The organism is Escherichia sp. R1, assembly GCF_003000935.1.
Taxonomy (GTDB): Bacteria; Pseudomonadota; Gammaproteobacteria; order Enterobacterales; family Enterobacteriaceae; genus Escherichia; species Escherichia coli.
In genome coordinates this window covers 120,133-139,645 of record NZ_PSRU01000003.1, presented here as the reverse complement: position 1 = coordinate 139,645, position 19,513 = coordinate 120,133, and the positions used below count along the sequence as shown (strand labels likewise).

The following is a 19,513-nucleotide window of genomic DNA, read 5'->3' as shown; positions in this document are numbered from 1 at the left end:
GGGCCACGCGCTCAGCCAGCAGGTGAAAACGCATCTATCACCTTGTGATCGATACCTTCATTCTCCCCCGCCAGTTCGGCACCGAGCTTCGCCATAAACTCGACTAAAAATTGCGCGTTGTGCTGTGCCAGCTGCTTGCCTCTTGCGGTTTGCATGGTTTGCGGTAATTTCAGTAACTTTGTCTGGAAATGATCCAGCGCGTAGCGTTTATCATCAAGCGGGCGATGCTGTGCGAACGGATCTTCGCCATCAAACAGCGCCAAGCCCAATGCCCCTGAAACGGCAAATACGCGCGCCAGGCCAATCGCCCCCAGGGCTTCCAGCCGATCCGCATCCTGGACGATTTTAGCTTCCGTTGTTAAGGGGGCGATTTGCGCGCTGAAACTGTGAGCGGCAATGGCATGACAAACGGCCTCAATTTTCTCCGCCGGAAATTGCACGAACTCTTCACGGAGCAGGCGACGCGTCTCTTCTGCCGCCAGGATTGAAGAACGCTGCCGTTGCGGATGATTTTTCGCCAGGCTCACGATATCGTGAAAATAACAGGCGGTTAAAATCACCAGCATATCGACATCGTCATCTGCCGCCAGTTTCTGTGCCGTAGCCCAGACACGGCGAAAATGACACAGGTCATGCGCCGCGTCCTGATGTTGATGATGGTTTTTCAACCAGTTCTCGAACTGTGCCTGCCAGTGTTGTAACTCCATACGCGCTCCGTTGCCAAAGAGTCGCAACCTTAGCAGTTTTTATTCATAGCGTCTGCAACGTGCGGGACGAGGTCGGGTGTACCATGCAATGCCGCCTAACAAGGCACCAACCAGGGCCATAAACAGAAATCCGACCAATGCTCCTAACCACTTCCCCGCGGTAGATCCTAAATCACTTTCAAATCCCGACACGGGGGCATCGGGGATCCGGCTCATCACCCAGATGTATCGCGCCATTGCCCAGACGAAATAGCCACACCATGTATAGAAAGCCCACAAAGCCAATTTGCCGCCAGGGCTGCGAGAGAGTCTCTCTTCCATCTTTGTCGAACCGTATTCCATTTTGAGATAACCCGGAAAATTCAGACTTAGAACTATTATGTGATAAAAATCACATTTTTCCACATTGGATGAGCCAGTCAAGACTCAATCATTTTTTGAACAAATAGATAAATTTTGCGCAACGGCGGTGAATACAGGAAAAATCGATTTGAACGATGTTATTTATCTTTGATTTCGGCTTTATTAATTCATTCAATCAATATATTGGCACTGATTACAATTATACCTTTTTATTTTTCTGTGTCATCATGCCTCCGTTATTAGCCTTTTATCGTCTTGTTTATATTTTTTTGGCCGGCATGATGCCGGCTTTTTTTATGCCTTCATTAATGTGCGCGAGATCACACCAGCCGTTTAGCACAACAATCATTGATACCCCCTATCTTTTCAATCAACTCATAACATATTGATATACACCCATAATATTCGTGAATATTTATATTCAGAATTCATAATCATGAATTATATTAAATAGATTAGAAACATTTTGAAATCTTTTAAATACATTTGTTACATGTAATCTTTAAAATAAAATGAACTTCATAGAATAGTATCCAAATGTGCTTTTTTTGGATAACAGCACTTATTGATATATTCATGAAGATTATAATCACAAGGGAATACATAATGAAAAGAAAAGTTCTGGCAATGCTGGTCCCGGCGTTATTAGTTGCTGGCGCAGCAAATGCGGCTGAAATTTATAATAAAAATGGCAATAAAGTTGAGCTATACGGCAAGATGGTTGGTGAGCGCATTCTGACCGACCGTGAAAGTGGTGAAAAAGGCGATAATTCTCAAGATACCTCTTATGCTCGTGTAGGCGTGAAAGGTGAAACTCAGATCAACCCTGAACTGACTGGTTACGGTCAGTTTGAACTAGACCTGGAAGCATCAAACAGACACAACCCTGACCAAACTCGTTTGGCATATGCTGGTTTGAGTTACAAAGATTTTGGTTCATTCGACTACGGTCGTAATGTCGGTGTCGCGTATGATGCAGAAGCATTTACTGATATGTTTGTTGAGTGGGGCGGTGACTCATGGGCTGGTACTGACCTGTTCATGACCAACCGTACCAACGGTGTTGCAACCTATCGTAACACAGATTTCTTTGGCATGGTTGAAGGTCTAAATTTTGCTCTGCAATATCAGGGTAAAAATGAAGGTACAGGCAACTACAAAGCAAATGGCGATGGCCATGGTTTATCTGCAACTTACACTATTGACGGTTTCTCATTTGCTGGTGCTTATGCAAACTCTGACCGTACTGATTGGCAGTCTGGTGATGGTAAAGGCGAAAGAGCCGAAGTTTGGGCGTTGTCAACAAAATATGACGCTAACAATGTCTATGCTGCTGTGATGTACGGTGAATCTCACAACATGAATTCCGACGACGGTGATGTTGTGAACAAAACACAAAACTTCGAAGCTGTTCTGCAATATCAGTTCGACTTTGGTCTGCGTCCATCCATCGGTTACTCCTATTCTAAAGCACTGGACGTAGCAGGTTACAAAGATTCTGATCGTCTGAACTATATTGAAATCGGTACCTGGTATTACTTCAATAAGAATATGAACGTATATACCGCTTATCAGATCAACCTGCTTGATAAGAGTGATTATGTTCTCGCTCATGGACTGAACACCGACGACCAACTGGCAGTTGGTATCGTCTACCAGTTCTAATCAGCCAACGCGCCGAGGCGTGTTACTGTAAAACATAACACCAGCCTGAGTTCGTCCCTCATCGAACTCAGGCTTTTTTTATTGGCATTTCATCTCCATCTGCGGCACACGCAATTGCCAAAGCATCTCGATACAGCCCCTTACCCTGCCCCTCCTGGCACAATATCCTCTACCAGCAACTCTTCCAGCCAACACCCCAAATGCATTTCTTTATAAATTTAATCTGTAACAAAACCGCTTCCCATATAGAAATATTTGCAAAAATAGTGCATGAAAAAAGCTTTTTCCCTACCAATCCGGGATATAAATATTCATCAGTACCACAACATTCCACAGCACTAAATCTCTCCCCATCGCCCCCAAACCTCTGATAATGGTCTAAAATCATTGAGGCCACTTGCGACGACGTTACTCAATAAGGAAAGTTTGGCGTGAATAATATTCAACACCAGTGCAGCATCATCATTACATACTTATGCCCGCCAACTACCGCTTTCGATATATTGACTCAATTTTTCAGCCTGGTTAAAAATAGCGACCAGCTCAGTCGCAAATATAGTGACTACCCTAACTAAGCAACAATAAGGAATACACTATGACTGTTCAAACAAGTAAAAACCCGCAGGTCGATATTGCTGAAGATAATGCGTTCTTCCCTTCAGAATATTCGCTTAGCCAATATACGAGTCCCGTCTCTGATCTTGATGGCGTGGACTATCCAAAACCGTATCGCGGTAAACATAAAATTCTGGTGATCGCCGCGGACGAACGTTATTTGCCGACCGATAACGGAAAACTGTTCTCGACCGGTAACCATCCGATTGAAACGTTGCTGCCGTTGTATCATCTCCATGCTGCAGGTTTCGAATTCGAAGTGGCGACCATTTCCGGTCTGATGACCAAGTTTGAATACTGGGCTATGCCGCACAAAGATGAAAAAGTAATGCCATTCTTTGAACAGCATAAATCGTTATTCCGTAATCCGAAGAAACTCGCGGATGTTGTCGCCAGCCTCAACGCTGATAGCGAATATGCAGCAATCTTTGTTCCTGGTGGGCATGGCGCACTTATTGGTTTACCAGAAAGCCAGGACGTGGCTGCCGCTTTACAGTGGGCAATCAAAAATGACCGTTTTGTTATCTCCCTTTGCCACGGTCCGGCGGCTTTTCTGGCACTTCGCCACAGCGATAACCCACTGAATGGTTATTCTATTTGCGCATTCCCAGACGCCGCAGACAAACAAACGCCAGATATTGGCTATATGCCGGGTCATCTCACCTGGTACTTCGGCGAAGAGTTGAAGAAAATGGGCATGAACATCATTAATGACGACATCACCGGGCGAGTACATAAGGACCGTAAACTTCTCACCGGCGACAGTCCTTTTGCAGCGAATGCGTTGGGTAAACTGGCGGCGCAGGAAATGCTGGCAGCTTACGCGAGTTAATCCCTGTTACATTGTAATGTAAGCGCATAATCAATCGCAGCCACGTTAATACTCACGACGTGGCTGCGTTTTTTCACGGTTAACTTATGGCGTACTGAAGCCCGATGTTAATTTCTTTGCGGTAACGTAATTCGGAACACGTTATGCTTACTGAGATAGTGATACGTAGCACTTCCTCCATGTAATTCGGCAATCGCTTTGACTAAAGAAAGGCCAAGTCCCTGACCTACGGAATGACGCGAATTATCTCCCCGCCAAAATCTACGGAAGAGTTTTTCAGGCTCATTAATTTTCGTTCCAGGACTGGCGATATCAATATTAAGAGAGCCGTTGGCATCAAGAAAACTGGTTATATGAATACGCGATTTTTCTGGTGAATATCGAATGGCGTTAACAATAAGATTCGATAACATTCGTTGCAGTAAAATTTTATCCGCAAAGATTTGTTGATTGCACTCGACCTTAAAACGAATCTCTTTCTCGTCTGAAAGATATTCAAGATAGTCCATAAGATTTTCAACTTCCTTATTGAGAGAAAGCGCATCCAGTTTCACCAAAACATTGTTTTTGTCTGCCCTGGCAAGAAACAGTATATTCTCTGTTAACCGCGAAATATTTTCCAGCTCTTCAATGTTTCCGGCAATTGTTTTTTGATATTCAGCGATACTTCTGGTTTGACTGAGCGTAACCTGATTCTGACCCAGTAATGCATTAATTGGCGTTCTAAGTTCATGAGCGAGATCGTCAGCAAATTGACTAAGGCGCTCAAAATCTTTGACTAAAGCATGATGCATTTTATTCAACGCCTGCCCAAGAGGTTTTAGTTCTCTCGGTAATGCGTTAACCTCAACCGGCACTCGGCTATCGTTATAATTCAGCGCTTCCGTTACGCCACTCAACTTTTTGATCTCTCGCAACCCCGTTCTGATTAACAACGGACTTAATACTGAGCACAATATAATGGCGACAATGCAAATTATAATGCTATTAATTTTATACTGTTCAAGCATATTATGTCTGGCTGAAGCCAATTTAGCCACAGTAACCGTTAATGATGGCGAAACTTCATCAATATTAATTCGGAAAGCATCTATCTCTGTATCATTAATAATGCTTCTGTAAATGCCTGCTGCGCTGATTGTCTCACTAGCAGGTATGTTATTTAACATGTCATCACTGACATTTGTCCGGTTAACAATTTTATTGATGCCATCACCATGAATGATCAAAATATCCTGACTAACATCCATCATCCGGTTAAAGTACACAGGTAACGTATCTGGATTTACCCCATCAATTAACAACTGCTTGATCTGCGCTGTCCGGTTAATGAGTGTTGTATCATCGCGCCATTTCAACTCACTTGCCAGGCCATTATAGAGAGTCCATACAATTCCAGCGCCAGCAACAGACAGCAGAAATATAAAAAGCAAGGTTAAACGGACGGTTATAGATAATCTTTTCATTATTTTTTTACCGCTACGAATGAATAGCCCATCCCCCGGATTGTGGCGATTAGCTTTTCAGGAAAAGGATCATCAACTTTTGCGCGGAGCCTGCGAATGGCGACATCCACCGTATTGGTATCACTATCAAAGTTGATTCCCCAAATTTCACTCGCAATAACCGTTCTGGGTATAATCTCGCCAGCTCTGGAGGCCAGTAGCCAAAGTAACTGAAACTCCTTGCGCGTCAGTGTAATACTGATATTGTCCCTGCTCACACTTTGACTGACAGAGTCCATTTTTAAGCCACTGATTTCTAATGTTGAATTCAGAGCGTGATGTTGCCTTAATTGTGCCCGAACCCTTGCCAGCAACTCAGAAAATGAAAAAGGTTTTACCAGATAATCATTTGCTCCACTGTCCAGCCCTCTGACTCTGTCATCGACAGAATCCCTTGCTGTAAGGCAAATAACAGGAGTTTGCTTTGCCGTTCTTAACGTTTGTAAGATCTGCCAGCCATCCATACCCGGAAGCATAATATCCAGAATGATCAATGCATAATCATCCTTCAGCGCAAGATAAAGCCCATCTCTGCCATCAGAAACGGCATCAATGACATAACCCGCTTCGGAAAGCCCCTGCGTTACCCATTCCTGGGTCCTTTGATTATCTTCAATAAGTAGAATCTTCATGAAAATAATATGCCATAAATCATATGTTATAGAAACAACCTGGTTCATTACAAAATTGTAATGCTGCTGTAAGGTTACCCTGGACGTTTTTTCGCTATCCTCAAAACTCATTCACATGACAAGGATATAAACATGTTAAAGCGTTATTTAGTACTCTCGGTAGCAACGGCAGCATTTTCATTACCTTCTTTGGTTTATGCCGCACAACAAAACATTCTTAGCGTGCACATTTTGAACCAGCAAACAGGAAAACCCGCTGCCGACGTGACAGTCACTCTTGAAAAGAAAGCGGATAACGGCTGGTTACAACTTAATACCGCCAAAACAGATAAGGATGGACGAATTAAGGCACTGTGGCCCGAGCAAACTGCGACTACTGGCGATTACCGTGTCGTATTTAAAACCGGGGACTATTTCAAGAAACAAAATCTTGAAAGTTTCTTCCCTGAGATCCCCGTTGAATTTCATATTAATAAAGTGAACGAGCATTATCATGTGCCTTTATTACTCAGCCAATATGGGTATTCAACCTATCGTGGCAGTTAATGCGTAAATATGTAAAAGCTGATCTCTGCTACTGTTAGGGAGGTGACTCCCTGACAGATTAACAGTAAACGGCTCTTGTTGGCTAACGACAAAAAAGTGTGATGGCTTATGAAAAAGAATCAATTTTTAAAAGAATCAGATGTTACGGCCGAGTCGGTATTCTTTATGAAGCGTCGGCAGGTGTTAAAAGCACTGGGCATCAGCGCAGCTGCATTTTCTTTGCCTCACGCTGCGCATGCCGATCTGCTTAGCTGGTTTAAAGGGAACGATCGTCCGCCCGCCCCCGCCGGAAAACCGCTGGAGTTCAGCAAGCCTGCCGCCTGGCAAAATAACCTGCCACTGACGCCAGCAGATAAAGTCTCCGGTTATAACAACTTCTATGAATTCGGGCTGGATAAAGCCGATCCCGCGGCTAATGCTGGTAGCCTGAAAACCGATCCATGGACACTGAAAATCAGCGGCGAAGTGGCAAAACCATTGACCCTCGATCATGATGATTTAACCCGTCGCTTCCCGCTGGAAGAGCGTATTTATCGTATGCGCTGCGTGGAAGCGTGGTCGATGGTGGTGCCGTGGATTGGTTTTCCGCTACACAAATTGCTGGCGCTTGCCGAACCCACCAGCAATGCGAAGTATGTCGCTTTCGAAACGATTTATGCGCCGGAACAGATGCCAGGCCAGCAGGACCGCTTTATCGGCGGCGGGCTGAAATATCCTTATGTCGAAGGATTGCGTCTCGACGAAGCAATGCATCCGCTCACACTGATGACCGTAGGTGTTTATGGCAAGGCGTTACCACCGCAAAATGGCGCACCGGTGCGACTGATTGTGCCGTGGAAATATGGCTTTAAAGGGATTAAATCGATCGTCAGTATTAAGCTGACCCGCGAGCGTCCGCCAACCACCTGGAATCTGGCAGCGCCTGACGAATACGGTTTTTACGCCAACGTTAATCCGCATGTTGATCACCCGCGCTGGTCACAGGCTACCGAACGATTTATTGGTTCAGGCGGCATTCTCGATGTTCAGCGCCAGCCAACACTACTGTTTAATGGTTACGCCGACCAGGTGGCATCGCTGTATCGTGGCCTGGATTTGCGGGAGAATTTCTAAATGCGTCTGACAGCAAAGCAGGTGATATGGCTGAAAGTTTGCCTGCATCTTGCCGGATTGTTGCCGTTTCTCTGGCTGGTCTGGGCGATCAATCACGGTGGACTAGGTGCCGATCCGGTGAAAGATATTCAGCATTTTACCGGTCGCACTGCACTGAAATTTTTGCTTGCGGCCTTGTTAATCACACCTCTGGCACGCTACGCAAAACAGCCGTTATTGATACGCACTCGCCGCCTGTTAGGCTTATGGTGCTTTGCCTGGGCGACACTGCATTTAACCAGTTACGCATTGCTGGAGTTGGGCGTGAATAATCTGGCGTTATTAGGTAAGGAGTTAATTACCCGGCCTTATTTAACGTTAGGAATTATCAGCTGGGTTATTTTGCTTGCTTTAGCGTTCACTTCAACCCAGTCGATGCAGCGAAAACTCGGCAAACACTGGCAACAGTTGCATAACTTCGTCTATCTTGTCGCGATCCTGGCCCCAATACATTATCTGTGGTCAGTGAAGATTATTTCACCGCAGCCACTCATCTACGCTGGGCTGGCTGTACTGCTTTTAGCCTTACGGTATAAGAAGTTGCTTTCCCTTTTCAACCGGTTACGCAAGCAGGCCCACAACAAATTATCTCTATAACTTCATATTGCCGACAAACTTCGCGTTATCCCGGCCGGATGCGGCGCGAGCGCCCTATCCGGCCCACACAGATCGCATCAAGTTATGTTTCGTTTGTCATCAACCTTTCATCACCAGAATAATTTATTTTATTTCAATAAGATAGTTAAATACACCTGAGAATACCATGCTCTCATTTCCTAATGAGTTGTTGCATTTTTTCATATGTTACAATATAACATTACACATCATGTACATTAACTCTGGAGGAAATTGTTTTGGCGATTCGTCTTCATAAACTGGCTGTTGCTTTAGGTGTCTTTATTGTTAGCGCTCCTGCCTTTTCGCATGGCCATCACTCACACGGCAAACCCTTAACAGAGGTCGAACAAAAAGCTGCTAATGGTGTTTTTGATGATACCAATGTACAAAACCGAACGCTCAGTGACTGGGATGGAGTCTGGCAATCCGTTTACCCTTTACTGCAAAGTGGCAAACTTGACCCCGTCTTTCAGAAGAAAGCGGATGCAGATAAAACCAAAACATTTGCTGAAATTAAAGATTATTATCGCAAAGGTTATGCGACAGATATCGAAATGATTGGCATTGAGGACGGCATTGTCGAATTCCATAGAAATAATGAAACAACATCCTGTAAATATGATTACGATGGATACAAAATACTCACCTATAAATCAGGCAAGAAAGGCGTTCGTTACTTATTCGAATGTAAAGATCCTGAAAGCAAAGCCCCTAAATATATACAATTTAGCGATCATATAATTGCACCACGAAAATCATCTCATTTTCACATTTTTATGGGTAATGATTCCCAACAGTCTTTATTGAATGAAATGGAAAACTGGCCAACGTATTATCCCTATCAGTTGAGTAGCGAAGAAGTGGTCGAGGAGATGATGTCTCATTGATTTTTTTGCGCTGACTTCAGTTATTTAACAGAACAGTGCCTGGTAGTAACAACAATAATTTGCCAAGACAAATAAGTAAGACAAACTCAGACACGCTCATACTTGAGTCGTGTCTTTTTTATTATGTCTGTAGAAAAAAACTGCGAAAAAGGCGAACAATAAATACACAACTCAGCCATACAGACTGGCAGCGCAAATGTTTCCAGGAGCAAGTCATCTGTCATGGTAAAGCTAACCAGAAATATAGGTTAATTTTGGTGTTTAAACCTTTTTTACTTGTTAGTATGATACAAAGGCTTTCAAAAAAGCTGGGAAATTCAACAACTCTTGGAAATTATGGACTTTGTCCCGCGGCTTTAATCTGACGGCCGCGTTCCTTTTTTGGCTCAATTATTGACCCCTTCTCTACGCAACTTCAGTTCCCGCCAGCAACTTTGCGGCAGTTTCATAGGATCAATGTCTAAAAGAATAATGGTGACCGATAAGAAAACGACTGAATAACTGTAGATTTTCGCTCGAAACCTTCCTGTCAGACCCATAGCGAATCAAGTGCTGAATGTCACAGTATCGAACAGAAAACAGTGACGATCTAACCCTTCAAGAATATTCTACGATTGTTCTGTTTAGGAAAAGCAAGGCGGGAAGTCGGGAGATAAGTCATTGATAAAGTGGCGGAGAGAGGGTCTAAATTTTTAGTGTTCGATAATGCCCACCAAAGTGCTATTTTTCCTTTAAAAACAAAATATTGTCATTATTTTTTTGTTCGGTAGTGTATTGCTACTGTGCAAACAATCAGCTATTTTATGCAGTACCGTATGTATGGCGGGTTGTATGACAGGATTTTGCTATGCCAAAGAAGGCCAAGGAACTCTCAGGACTCGTCGTTTCACGATTAAAATCCGAAGGCATGTATGCCGTTGGTGGTGTGGATGGTTTATACCTTCGCATCAGAAATCAGTCTCGCGCATGGGTTCTTTGCGTGGCTATGGGAACCCGAATCAACAATCTCGGTAGAACAGTTCCAAGACGTTTGAATATGGGGCTTGGCCCTTACCCGGAAGTCTCCTTAGCCGAAGCGCGTGACAAAGCGCGTGAGCTACGTAAACAAATCCGTAATGGTATTAATCCCCTTCAAGAAAAACACGAGCAAAAAGCCCGGCAGGAAATACTGGCCCGGAAGAAAAAGACCTTTGCCGAATGTTGTGAAGAAGTGCTGGAAGTCAAAGACAGTGAGATGAAGAACAAAAAACATCTCGCGCAATGGCGTTCCACACTGGAAACCTATGCCTACCCTTTCATTGGCAAAAAGGCCGTTAGTGAAATCACCAAAGTGGATCTTCTGGCAATACTGGAACCTATCTGGTTAACCAAGAATGAAACTGCCAGTCGCCTACGTGGACGTATTGAAACAGTGATCGATTACGCCAAGGCCAAAGAATACTTTGAAGGTGATAATCCTGCAGCATGGAAAGGTATGCTGAAACCTCTGTTGCCTCAACCAAGTAAGGTTCAGATCACCAAACACCATGCGGCCCTTCCCTATAACCAGCTCGGCTCCTTTATGAAAGAACTACGTGAACGAAGCGGCGTTTCTCCTCGTGCGCTTGAGTTTGCCATACTGACCGCAGCACGCTCAGGTGAAATTCGTGGTGCCGAGTGGTCAGAGATCGATCTTGAAGGTAAAACATGGACCATCCCCGCCAGTCGAATGAAAGCAGCGAAGGAGCATCGAGTTCCGTTGTCTGATGCTGCTGTTGCCCTGTTAAAGGCTTTACCACGCTTTAAAGGTATCAATTTTGTATTCCCTGCCACTCGGAAGGGACAACTCTCGGATACTGCTTTACTGGCAGTCCTAAAGCGAATGGGATATACCGACTTAACGCAGCATGGGTTTAGATCGACATTCCGTGATTGGGCTGGTGAAACGACCAACTACCCGCGTGAGGTAATTGAACATGCGTTAGCTCATCAGTTGGCAAATAAGGCAGAAGCTGCGTATCAACGTGGGACGTTATGGCCTAAGCGGGTGGCGTTAATGGATGATTGGGCGGGGTATTGTGTTTCTTAGAAGTTCTAATTAGCTACAAATAGTCCCCGCCCTTTATGAACTGACACCATAAATTCTTAATGATTGTATAAGATTTATCAATTTAGAGTAATATACGACAGAAACGTTTCACATGAATATGCTGTTTTTAAGGAGAAAAATGAAATGAGTAAACTGGACTGGTTCAATAACGTAGAAAATCGCCCACATCCTTGGGAAGGTATGGGGCTGACATGGTTGACAACAGCACTAAATGTCCCTGATGTAAAAGCAGCTATTAATTTTTACACTGAAGTAATGAAGATGGTGGTAATTTCTGAACTTGAGGGTGATGGTGGTGATGTATTATTTGCTCGTATCCGTTACCGTGGCACAAACTTCACCATAAATAAGGAAGGATGGGATTCCGACCTGAAAAGCCCAAATACTTCGGGAGCTATGCCTCCCTTTATTTTTTATATGTATGTAGATGATATGATCACTCTGGTAAATGAAATGGTTGAAGCTGGCTCGACTGTTCTAAATGAACCTGCTGAAATGTTCTGGGGTGATTTAAAAGCCCGTGTGAAAGACCCATTTGGTTTTATCTGGGATATAGCACAGAAACTGTAAAGAAATCGTCAGATCATCGTTCAACTCCTCTTTTCGGTTAAAGTAGGCTGTTGAAATCAAAATGCACAACACATTTAATTCTTACTATGTCGTGCATTTTTGATTCAAATAATTAATACAAAATCAATTCTGTATACTACTTTTATTTACATGCATATAACCTTCTGAAATTACTATAACAGTGCTCGTTCTTACTACCACTACAACGACGTTCATCATATTCCGCAATAAGTGTTCCAGATATATAACCAAACTGAGGACTATACATTGATCCCGGGCAGGCACATGTCCCAGTGTCACTATTCGGTATTACACATTTATATCCAGATGTTTGATCGGTTATTGTTATAAAAATACCTTTCAGGCCATCACCGCTTGCTGTCTGCCATTTACCGTTAACACACGATAAGACTCTACCTGTACTGTCTCGCCCCACCAGACCATTAGGCGTACATTTCGCATTTAACGTTGCCTGACCATTCAAATGAAGATATTCACCAGCCTTGATTCTGCCAGTTGATTCAATTGTGCCATTAGATTTTATCGTTCCGGCAGTTAGATTACCTGACGCGTAAATATTACCCGCATTGTTCATGTAAGCTTTAACTGTTTTACCGGTTCCTACACCAACAGTCCCTGACGCATACAAATCATAGGTGCGAACACCGCCAGCCCACCCAGCAGGCAAATCGTTTGGATTAAGTCCGTTGGTTGCTATACGTCCTCCGAACTTAGCCAGTCCGGTTGTAGATAGCGTGTTCAGATAGGTATCGGATTTTACCTTCAGGTTGTTGTTGATATTTACAGGACCATTAAGGGTAGATGTTCCACCCACACCAAGATCGGATGCAACAGACGCATTACCCGTTGTCTTAAGTGCTCCGGTTGTTGTTGTCCCTGATGCCGTAATATCTTTGATGTTTTTGATGCTCTTCCCACCAAGATTCAGATCACCTGTCATCGGCAACGTTCCATCACGACGCAGGTAAACAGAATACATTGAAGAGTTATACCCTACACGGTAAGCCAGCAATCCACCACCCGTGATATTGCTGTAGCTATTAGAATTCTCACTCCACTGACCACCATAGCCGGACGCTATCTTGGTGTTTCTGCTCATCCCACCATCAACACCTGCCGACTGAACCGCTTTTCCTAACAGGTCATAGCGAATGTTCTTTCCTTCTGTCCACGGACTGGTTGTTGTTATAAGGCCATTAATGACGTAATCCGGCGCTGTTCCTGAACGCTTTAACACAATTTTGTAGGATGCTTTTTGCGCATTCGTTCCTGTATAGCCCACAGGCAACAGACCTTCATTAATTAACGTCTGGTAAGTGATTTCACAACCAGCAGCCGAACAGGTTCTTGGCCCCGGATCACTGCTTTGATTGTTGGATGATGACAGTGTGGAAATCTTGTCATAGCGAATACTGATATAGCGGTTAACTGCTTCACCGAGTTGTTTAATCTGTGTTCCGACATTATCAGCCAATACTGCTTCCTGATCGTTTCTCATATCCTGAAACTTCATAAAAGCGATAAGCGTTCCAATACCTAAAACAATAGTCACTTCCAGTAAGGTAAATCCTTTTTTCTTTATCATCCCTGTTTTAGCAATAAGAAAGAAAAGGGCCTGCGCCCTCTTCATTAAATAGACGTGAAAACTAATGTATTGCTTGTGGCATTCGTACATGCTGCTGCCGTAGCTGCCACATCGAGTGTTCCTCCAGCGGCTTTAACAACCTTGGTTCCTACCGTAGTAATATAAAAATTACCGGCTGCCGCTGTCGCAATCTTCACACATTCCGCTGCTGGCACATTATCGTATGTGATAGTGAAAGAAGATCCAGCCGCTGATGATGGCCCTGTAGCTGTCGCAGCCAGCGTCACATTACCTTTAAAGGCATTGATGGGTTTAGCAGCCGTTCCTGACCCACTTAACATATTGTCAGGGAAGATTTTTGCCTGAACAGCCACAGTATTTGTCAGGCCAGTAAAGCTTGAAGCCGATGTGTATAACGCTTTAACACCTGCCTGTATGGTGGCAATGTTATTGGATTCTGCCTGCGCTCTTTGTGAAGCCTGAACCTTGGGATAAACGATAAAAGCCGCTACCACTAATGCAGCAATGATGCCCAAAACAAGTAATAGTTCGAGTAGTGAGAAACCTTTCTTGCTTTTTCTTTTGTTATTTAATAAAACCATTATTATCTCCTTTTTTGTTTTAATGATATCTCCTGTTATAACTCTTCTCTCCTATCTGGCAATAGAAATAGCAAGATATATTTAACTCTATCTGATAGACGGATGAATTAAAAAAGGCAAAGATTTCTCTTTGCCTTCCGGGAGATTTAAAAACAACATTTGTTATCACTACTACTGTCATTATTACTTCCTCATGGGATATTTATCATATCTGATAAAAAAGTAATAATGACGTTCGCTACATAAAGATAAAAATTAACAGATTACTGGTCAAACAGAACGCATGATTGAAAAGGAAAAAAATATTAATAAAGGATGATCCTGCGTTCTGTTCTTTTATATAGATAACAGATAATAATTAGATATCAATACCTGAAGCAAAATAAATTTAGTTTTTTTATTTTTGTCTTCCATCCATTTGAGCAAGAAACCATCTCCCTGCTTTTATATACTTTATTCTTTCAATATCATTCAGGTCAGAAACTGAAAGCAAAATCCCCATGACAAGTTCCTTATCCACCTGTTCGATATCGCAATGCATAGCCTTAGCTACTTCCGCACCAAGAATAATCTTTAGCCGGGTTTCAACTTTCTTTCGTTCTGATTTCTCCATTGACTTAAGTCGGTTAAGCTCAAGTTGAGCAAATGCTACTTTCTGCTTTAATGTTTTTTCTGTTCTTGGTTTTTTACTTTCATCACTCATACAACATTATCCTTACCCAAAAAATAGCCAAATACCTCATCCACGCCTTTCATGGCAAGAACATCACTGAACAGCAAAATGGACGTCGCCAGATTTCCCGCTTCATCTGATGGTATAGAGCTAAAGAACTCCATCACTTCATCTTCCTCATGGTATCGTGTCATCGCATCAACTTTTATTTGCCATTCACCAATAGCAAAAAGCGCTGCTTCAAAGCAGGACTCAAATCGTTCCATATCAGGGCCAAAATGATACGTTATTCCTTCTTTATATTTCGCAATGAAAATTTCAGTAATCCTTTCATTACTGTTCTGAAGAATACGAGTATCAATAGTAAAAACATAGGCCAGTTGTGCATTCATTTTTTATCTCCTTTGGTTATTGAATATTATATTTAACTATCACCAAAGAGAAATAACGTCAAATTAATAAAGTATTAGATTTTACAATAGGATGTTAATCCTAAATCTACAACCGAAAATATCCCTTGTAATCATCCTTAATTTAAAATATTAAGTCATATGCACAATAATTAGTGATTCACCTAATCCAAAATCATCAGTAATTAAGTTATCAAATGATACACATTATTCTAAAACTTCTTTTATCTATATCCTCCAACGTTTACAATGCATGATAGGCAACGATTAATCATAAGAGGTAATTATGAATATTTTTAGTCTCATCACTGATCCTGATAATGCAGTTTATTTGACTTTAGATAAATTTTATAAAAAAACGCATAGACATTATCCCTATATTCAAAAGGTTAATGGAGAAACTAAAGCATACGCTTTATGCCCAAGATGTCACAATCCGGTCCTTTTGGTTAATAGAATAAATAATCAGACGGAATCAAAAACTTTATATGCTAAGCATGTTAAACATGATGTAATGGGTATCGCATCATATTCTCAACAAGGTTATGATGATTGCTCACTTGCAAACCCAACAAATCTTGATGCAAAAATCAAGAGAGATATTAATAATAAATCAAATAATGAAATAAAAGATGCTGTTAAAAATTATTTCGATCTACTTATATACTCAATTGAATCACATATAGGCATCAATTTTTCTGATTCCGTTTTAGCTCAAATGCTTGAGGATTTCAACGCTTGTGATGGACACCAGTATAGAGCGATTAACTTATATAATTTACCGTTATCATTTGTCTACATCGCAAATGCTCAGGATCTTTATGGTTGTAGAGTAAACGGAAAAATCAAAGAAAATATAGATAAAAACTCAGAATCATTTATAACATCCGGTACAGAACTTTATGATAAGAGCCTGTATTATGTTAATAGAAAGAAAGGCAGTCCTTATAATAAAATCCTGTTTTATTTCTCTAATCATACCATTTCGACAGAAAATGATGATGAATCGGTAATGTTATATATTGTAGAAAAAAAACAGGATCAGACTATAGATTCAGCAAAAATACTCTATAAAGAAAAAATATATTTTGATGGCACATATTTTTTTAATACTATGAAAAAAAGAGCACGGCTAAACGATTTAGCAAAATCAATTATTCAATAGTATTTATTCTGGAATGCTAATTATTTTTGATAACGGCTGGTTTAATACCAGCTTTATCAAGTCGATAGATATTGATGATGTATCAAATTGTTCCAACTCATACTCTGCAAAAGGTAAATCACCGACCACTTTTATATTCCCCATTATCTTTCCCAGAATATCACAAAATTCTTGATCTGTTTTTGGTTTTTCAATCAATCCTAAATCCAGTAACTTTTGATATTCAAATAATGCTCTAAGTGTTGCATTTTCCCAAAAAGTAAATTCCTGAAAATATGTTCCGTCTTCATATCTAGATTTTCTAAACTCCATTATATCTCCTTATGTTAATTATTATACATGGAGTAATACAATTATTCTCATCAGTCAAATCATAAAATTATAATAAATTCCATGAGTGGGTAAAGCTCAGTAGAAGATCGTCTTAAAAAGTTAAAGCCTCTCCCAGACACTACCAATATAGACGATAAAAAACATAATGAGCATAGTGATAATAACGAAGTCCATAAAAAAGACAGAAGAAGCAAATAGTATTATCCATACATTATCCGTAGTATCAACGCTCATAAACGCAAGTATGTTTATGAGCAATAAAAAATAATATTATCATTAGGTTTTGGCTTTTTATACTTATATTTCTCATTCAAAGACTCCATATTAAATATACACATACCATAATAAATATGTGATCTTATCAGTTTGTCAATGCAATGAAATAATGTCTATAGATAAGATCTACGCACTTAGCAGTAAAACTATCCAAATAAAGTGTTTTTGCCGCATAGATTAAATTTGATTGCCATAAAAATAAAATAGTGCAACGCATGTGATAGTAATTACTAACCAAAAACATCTGGCACTCTCCGCGTTACTTATTTTTGCACATTCGTGTTTTTATTTTCACCTGTAAATTTTAAACTCTATTTTCCAACCTCAACCTGTGAATTGTGCAACACATAACACTCTCTATTTTATTGTTTTTTTTCATCAAATTTAGCTATCCCGCCTTACGGCGGGAATAATTAATACCTCTTTTGCCCTTACGGGCCTTTTCTTTACTCTTTTTGTTCTGTGGACGTGAAACCTACACCTTTAATCCAGTTTGCGCCGCTTAACCCGGCGTATTATTTTACAACAATACATATATTTCGTATTAATTGATAAGAGGGGCATTTTACATTGGCTTATTTTCTTAAAGACAATGCCCACCTATACACTGCTACGCAGTGTGTGGGGTCTACCGACGGTTGCTGCCGCAGGCTAAAAGCAAAACCAAGGTCAACGTCAACCCCGAAGTTTTTCTGACGAAAAACTAACAGCAGCATTTATATTTGAGGTTATATTTTTAATGGCGATTTTTCATCTGGATTTTAAAATTGTGAAACGAAGCGAAGGCATGACTTCTGTTGCGAAAGCTGCCTACCATGCCCGTACACGTATTACGGATGATCGCATTGGAGAAACATTTGATTTCAGCCACAGAACTGATCTACATGGTCATATTATATTAGCCCCTCTTTCCACACCTGCTCATATTATTGAAAGCTCCTCAGCACTCTGGAATGAAGTTGAAAGAGTGGAACGCCAGAACAATGGTCAAACAGCCCGTTATTTTGATGTCGCTATACCAGTAGAACTCAACAACGATGACAAGAAAAAATTGGTTGCCGAATACTGCCAAAAGAACTTTGTTGATAAAGGAATGATTGCTGATATCGTTTTCCATGATTTAGACAGTAAGAACCCACATGCTCACGTCATGTTAACCCTGAAAACCATTGGTCCCGAAGGCTTCGGTAAAAAAGACAGAAGCTGGAATGATAAGAAGATAATGATCCAATGGCGTGAGTCATGGGCCACGATGTCAAACAGCTACCTTGAGGCTGCAGGGAGTGAAGAACGTATCGATCACCGTTCTCTCAGGACACAATGTGCTGATGCCCTTGCTCACGCAGAAGAAGCATTCAGTGCCGAAGAAAAAGCATTCTGGCTTGCCAAAGCAACGGAAACAAACCGCCCAGCAATGCAACGTGTTCATCGTGCTAAATGGAATGACGAAGAGTCTCAGGAACAGCGAGCTACTGAACAAGCTCAACGCGATCATCAAATTGAAGAGGCCAAGAAGGTCTACACCACATTCAGTGAGCTACCACTGGAAATCGTTGTTGATGTCAGAAGCTTTACGATTACACATCTTGCTGAACCCGAAGAGATTGTTCTTCCAGACTACCCGGCAACAGTAGAACAGCAGCCGATTGTGGCAACAGCAACTACAAGCAGAAGACCAGCAGCAAAATCTTACCGTGATCCCAATAAGGTCAGTAAAGTAAATGTTTCAGGGAAGAAATCCCCTGTTCTGGTTGCGCCTGAACCAAATACATCCACTCAATTGAAAACCCCATCTCTTCAAAACACCAGAGCGATGAACCGCGCTCCTATGAAGAGTAGGAAACAGACCAAGCCCCGCCAGAATGGTTTATTTAAGCGTTTCACACTACTGATAGTAGGATATATAAGAGAGAAATTTATATGGGCCAGAAGGAAACCCGATACCATTGATGCTGACCATGATAAGCGTATCGCAGAGAACTATATCTATGATGAAGTGCTGGGTGTCAATGTTCCACGCTCGGAGTTTGAAAGACGCGCCATATTTAACAATGGTGACTATAAATTAAAACCTGATGAAATCAAGCGTTTCCCAAGCCGTCCTAATCAGGAACAGCCGGAAGTCAATAGAAGCATAGATCTCACACCTTCAATGCCACCAGAACACATGAGGCAAGGAAGCGCGCCAAAACTGAGTCCACCGTAATACATGACTCCTATAATGCTGTAGAATAATAGTTAATGATGTTCATTTCTTGTCATGATAA

At 41.7% G+C, this 19,513-nt stretch carries 19 protein-coding genes; 10 read left to right on the top strand and 9 right to left on the bottom strand.

Annotated features, from left to right (window positions below; genetic code table 11):
* Positions 1-11: 11 nt before the first annotated feature.
* Both C4F37_RS05115 and drpB read right to left on the bottom strand, forming a co-directional pair.
* Complete coding sequence (locus C4F37_RS05115; protein WP_001298512.1) at positions 12-707, bottom strand: phosphohydrolase; 696 nt, start codon at positions 705-707, stop codon at positions 12-14.
* A gap of 39 nt (positions 708-746) precedes the next feature.
* Positions 747-1,028 carry a cell division protein DrpB gene (gene drpB / locus C4F37_RS05110; protein ID WP_001441990.1) on the bottom strand — a complete coding sequence of 94 codons (282 nt, stop codon included), beginning with the start codon at positions 1,026-1,028 and terminating at the stop codon, positions 747-749.
* Positions 1,029-1,676: 648 nt separating this feature from the next.
* Between drpB and C4F37_RS05105 the strand changes: the two genes are divergently transcribed.
* Both C4F37_RS05105 and hchA read left to right on the top strand, forming a co-directional pair.
* Positions 1,677-2,735 (top strand): porin, encoded by a 1,059-nt coding sequence (locus C4F37_RS05105; protein WP_000824392.1) that lies wholly within the window; start codon positions 1,677-1,679, stop codon positions 2,733-2,735.
* A 595-nt stretch (positions 2,736-3,330) separates the two neighbouring features.
* On the top strand, positions 3,331-4,182 hold the full coding sequence (hchA, locus tag C4F37_RS05095; RefSeq protein ID WP_000218217.1) for a glyoxalase III HchA: 852 nt from the start codon (positions 3,331-3,333) through the stop codon (positions 4,180-4,182).
* 107 nt (positions 4,183-4,289) lie between these two features.
* Here hchA and hprS read toward each other — a convergent pair whose 3' ends face one another.
* Positions 4,290-5,648, bottom strand: coding sequence for a two-component system sensor histidine kinase HprS (hprS, locus tag C4F37_RS05090; protein WP_000826707.1), 1,359 nt, complete (start codon positions 5,646-5,648; stop codon positions 4,290-4,292).
* Positions 5,648-6,319 (bottom strand): response regulator transcription factor HprR, encoded by a 672-nt coding sequence (gene hprR, locus C4F37_RS05085; protein WP_001347103.1) that lies wholly within the window; start codon positions 6,317-6,319, stop codon positions 5,648-5,650. The genes hprS and hprR overlap by 1 nt, the downstream gene beginning before the upstream one ends.
* A gap of 132 nt (positions 6,320-6,451) precedes the next feature.
* Between hprR and hiuH the strand changes: the two genes are divergently transcribed.
* The 6 genes from hiuH to C4F37_RS05050 all read left to right on the top strand — a co-directional run bounded on the left by hiuH (position 6,452) and on the right by C4F37_RS05050 (position 12,181).
* A complete protein-coding gene (gene hiuH / locus C4F37_RS05080) occupies positions 6,452-6,865 on the top strand; it encodes a hydroxyisourate hydrolase (protein ID WP_000920127.1) in 414 nt (137 codons plus the stop codon).
* Positions 6,866-6,973: 108 nt separating this feature from the next.
* Positions 6,974-7,978 (top strand): protein-methionine-sulfoxide reductase catalytic subunit MsrP, encoded by a 1,005-nt coding sequence (gene msrP / locus C4F37_RS05075; protein WP_000740067.1) that lies wholly within the window; start codon positions 6,974-6,976, stop codon positions 7,976-7,978.
* Positions 7,979-8,614 (top strand): protein-methionine-sulfoxide reductase heme-binding subunit MsrQ, encoded by a 636-nt coding sequence (msrQ, locus tag C4F37_RS05070; protein ID WP_001240061.1) that lies wholly within the window; start codon positions 7,979-7,981, stop codon positions 8,612-8,614.
* A 257-nt stretch (positions 8,615-8,871) separates the two neighbouring features.
* Complete coding sequence (gene zinT, locus C4F37_RS05065; RefSeq protein WP_001007778.1) at positions 8,872-9,522, top strand: metal-binding protein ZinT; 651 nt, start codon at positions 8,872-8,874, stop codon at positions 9,520-9,522.
* 847 nt (positions 9,523-10,369) lie between these two features.
* Complete coding sequence (locus tag C4F37_RS05055; protein ID WP_001773946.1) at positions 10,370-11,590, top strand: tyrosine-type recombinase/integrase; 1,221 nt, start codon at positions 10,370-10,372, stop codon at positions 11,588-11,590.
* Positions 11,591-11,734: 144 nt separating this feature from the next.
* Positions 11,735-12,181, top strand: coding sequence for a VOC family protein (locus C4F37_RS05050; RefSeq protein ID WP_001773947.1), 447 nt, complete (start codon positions 11,735-11,737; stop codon positions 12,179-12,181).
* Positions 12,182-12,323: 142 nt separating this feature from the next.
* On the opposite strand, the gene pilV is transcribed toward C4F37_RS05050, so the two are convergent.
* From pilV to C4F37_RS05030, 4 genes are all read right to left on the bottom strand, one after another.
* A complete protein-coding gene (pilV, locus tag C4F37_RS05045; RefSeq protein WP_024193504.1) occupies positions 12,324-13,787 on the bottom strand; it encodes a shufflon system plasmid conjugative transfer pilus tip adhesin PilV in 1,464 nt (487 codons plus the stop codon).
* A 44-nt stretch (positions 13,788-13,831) separates the two neighbouring features.
* Complete coding sequence (gene bfpA / locus C4F37_RS05040) at positions 13,832-14,389, bottom strand: type IV pilus major subunit protein BfpA (RefSeq protein ID WP_000243502.1); 558 nt, start codon at positions 14,387-14,389, stop codon at positions 13,832-13,834.
* Positions 14,390-14,786: 397 nt separating this feature from the next.
* The gene (locus C4F37_RS05035; RefSeq protein WP_001773949.1) at positions 14,787-15,092 is read right to left on the bottom strand and encodes a conjugal transfer protein TraD; all 306 of its coding nucleotides are present in this window, start codon (positions 15,090-15,092) and stop codon (positions 14,787-14,789) included.
* Entirely contained in the window at positions 15,089-15,454 is a 366-nt protein-coding gene (locus C4F37_RS05030; protein ID WP_001773950.1) for a hypothetical protein, read from the bottom strand. Before C4F37_RS05030 ends, C4F37_RS05035 begins: the two co-directional genes overlap by 4 nt.
* Positions 15,455-15,758: 304 nt before the next feature.
* Between C4F37_RS05030 and C4F37_RS05025 the strand changes: the two genes are divergently transcribed.
* The gene (locus C4F37_RS05025; protein WP_001608346.1) at positions 15,759-16,637 is read left to right on the top strand and encodes a hypothetical protein; all 879 of its coding nucleotides are present in this window, start codon (positions 15,759-15,761) and stop codon (positions 16,635-16,637) included.
* A 3-nt stretch (positions 16,638-16,640) separates the two neighbouring features.
* Here C4F37_RS05025 and C4F37_RS05020 read toward each other — a convergent pair whose 3' ends face one another.
* The gene (locus tag C4F37_RS05020) at positions 16,641-16,949 is read right to left on the bottom strand and encodes a hypothetical protein (RefSeq protein WP_001608347.1); all 309 of its coding nucleotides are present in this window, start codon (positions 16,947-16,949) and stop codon (positions 16,641-16,643) included.
* Positions 16,950-17,985: 1,036 nt separating this feature from the next.
* On the opposite strand from C4F37_RS05020, the gene mobQ reads away from it, so the two are divergent.
* Positions 17,986-19,452, top strand: a complete 1,467-nt coding sequence (gene mobQ, locus C4F37_RS05010) for a MobQ family relaxase (protein WP_001773952.1) — start codon at positions 17,986-17,988, stop codon at positions 19,450-19,452.
* The last annotated feature ends 61 nt before the right edge of the window (positions 19,453-19,513 follow it).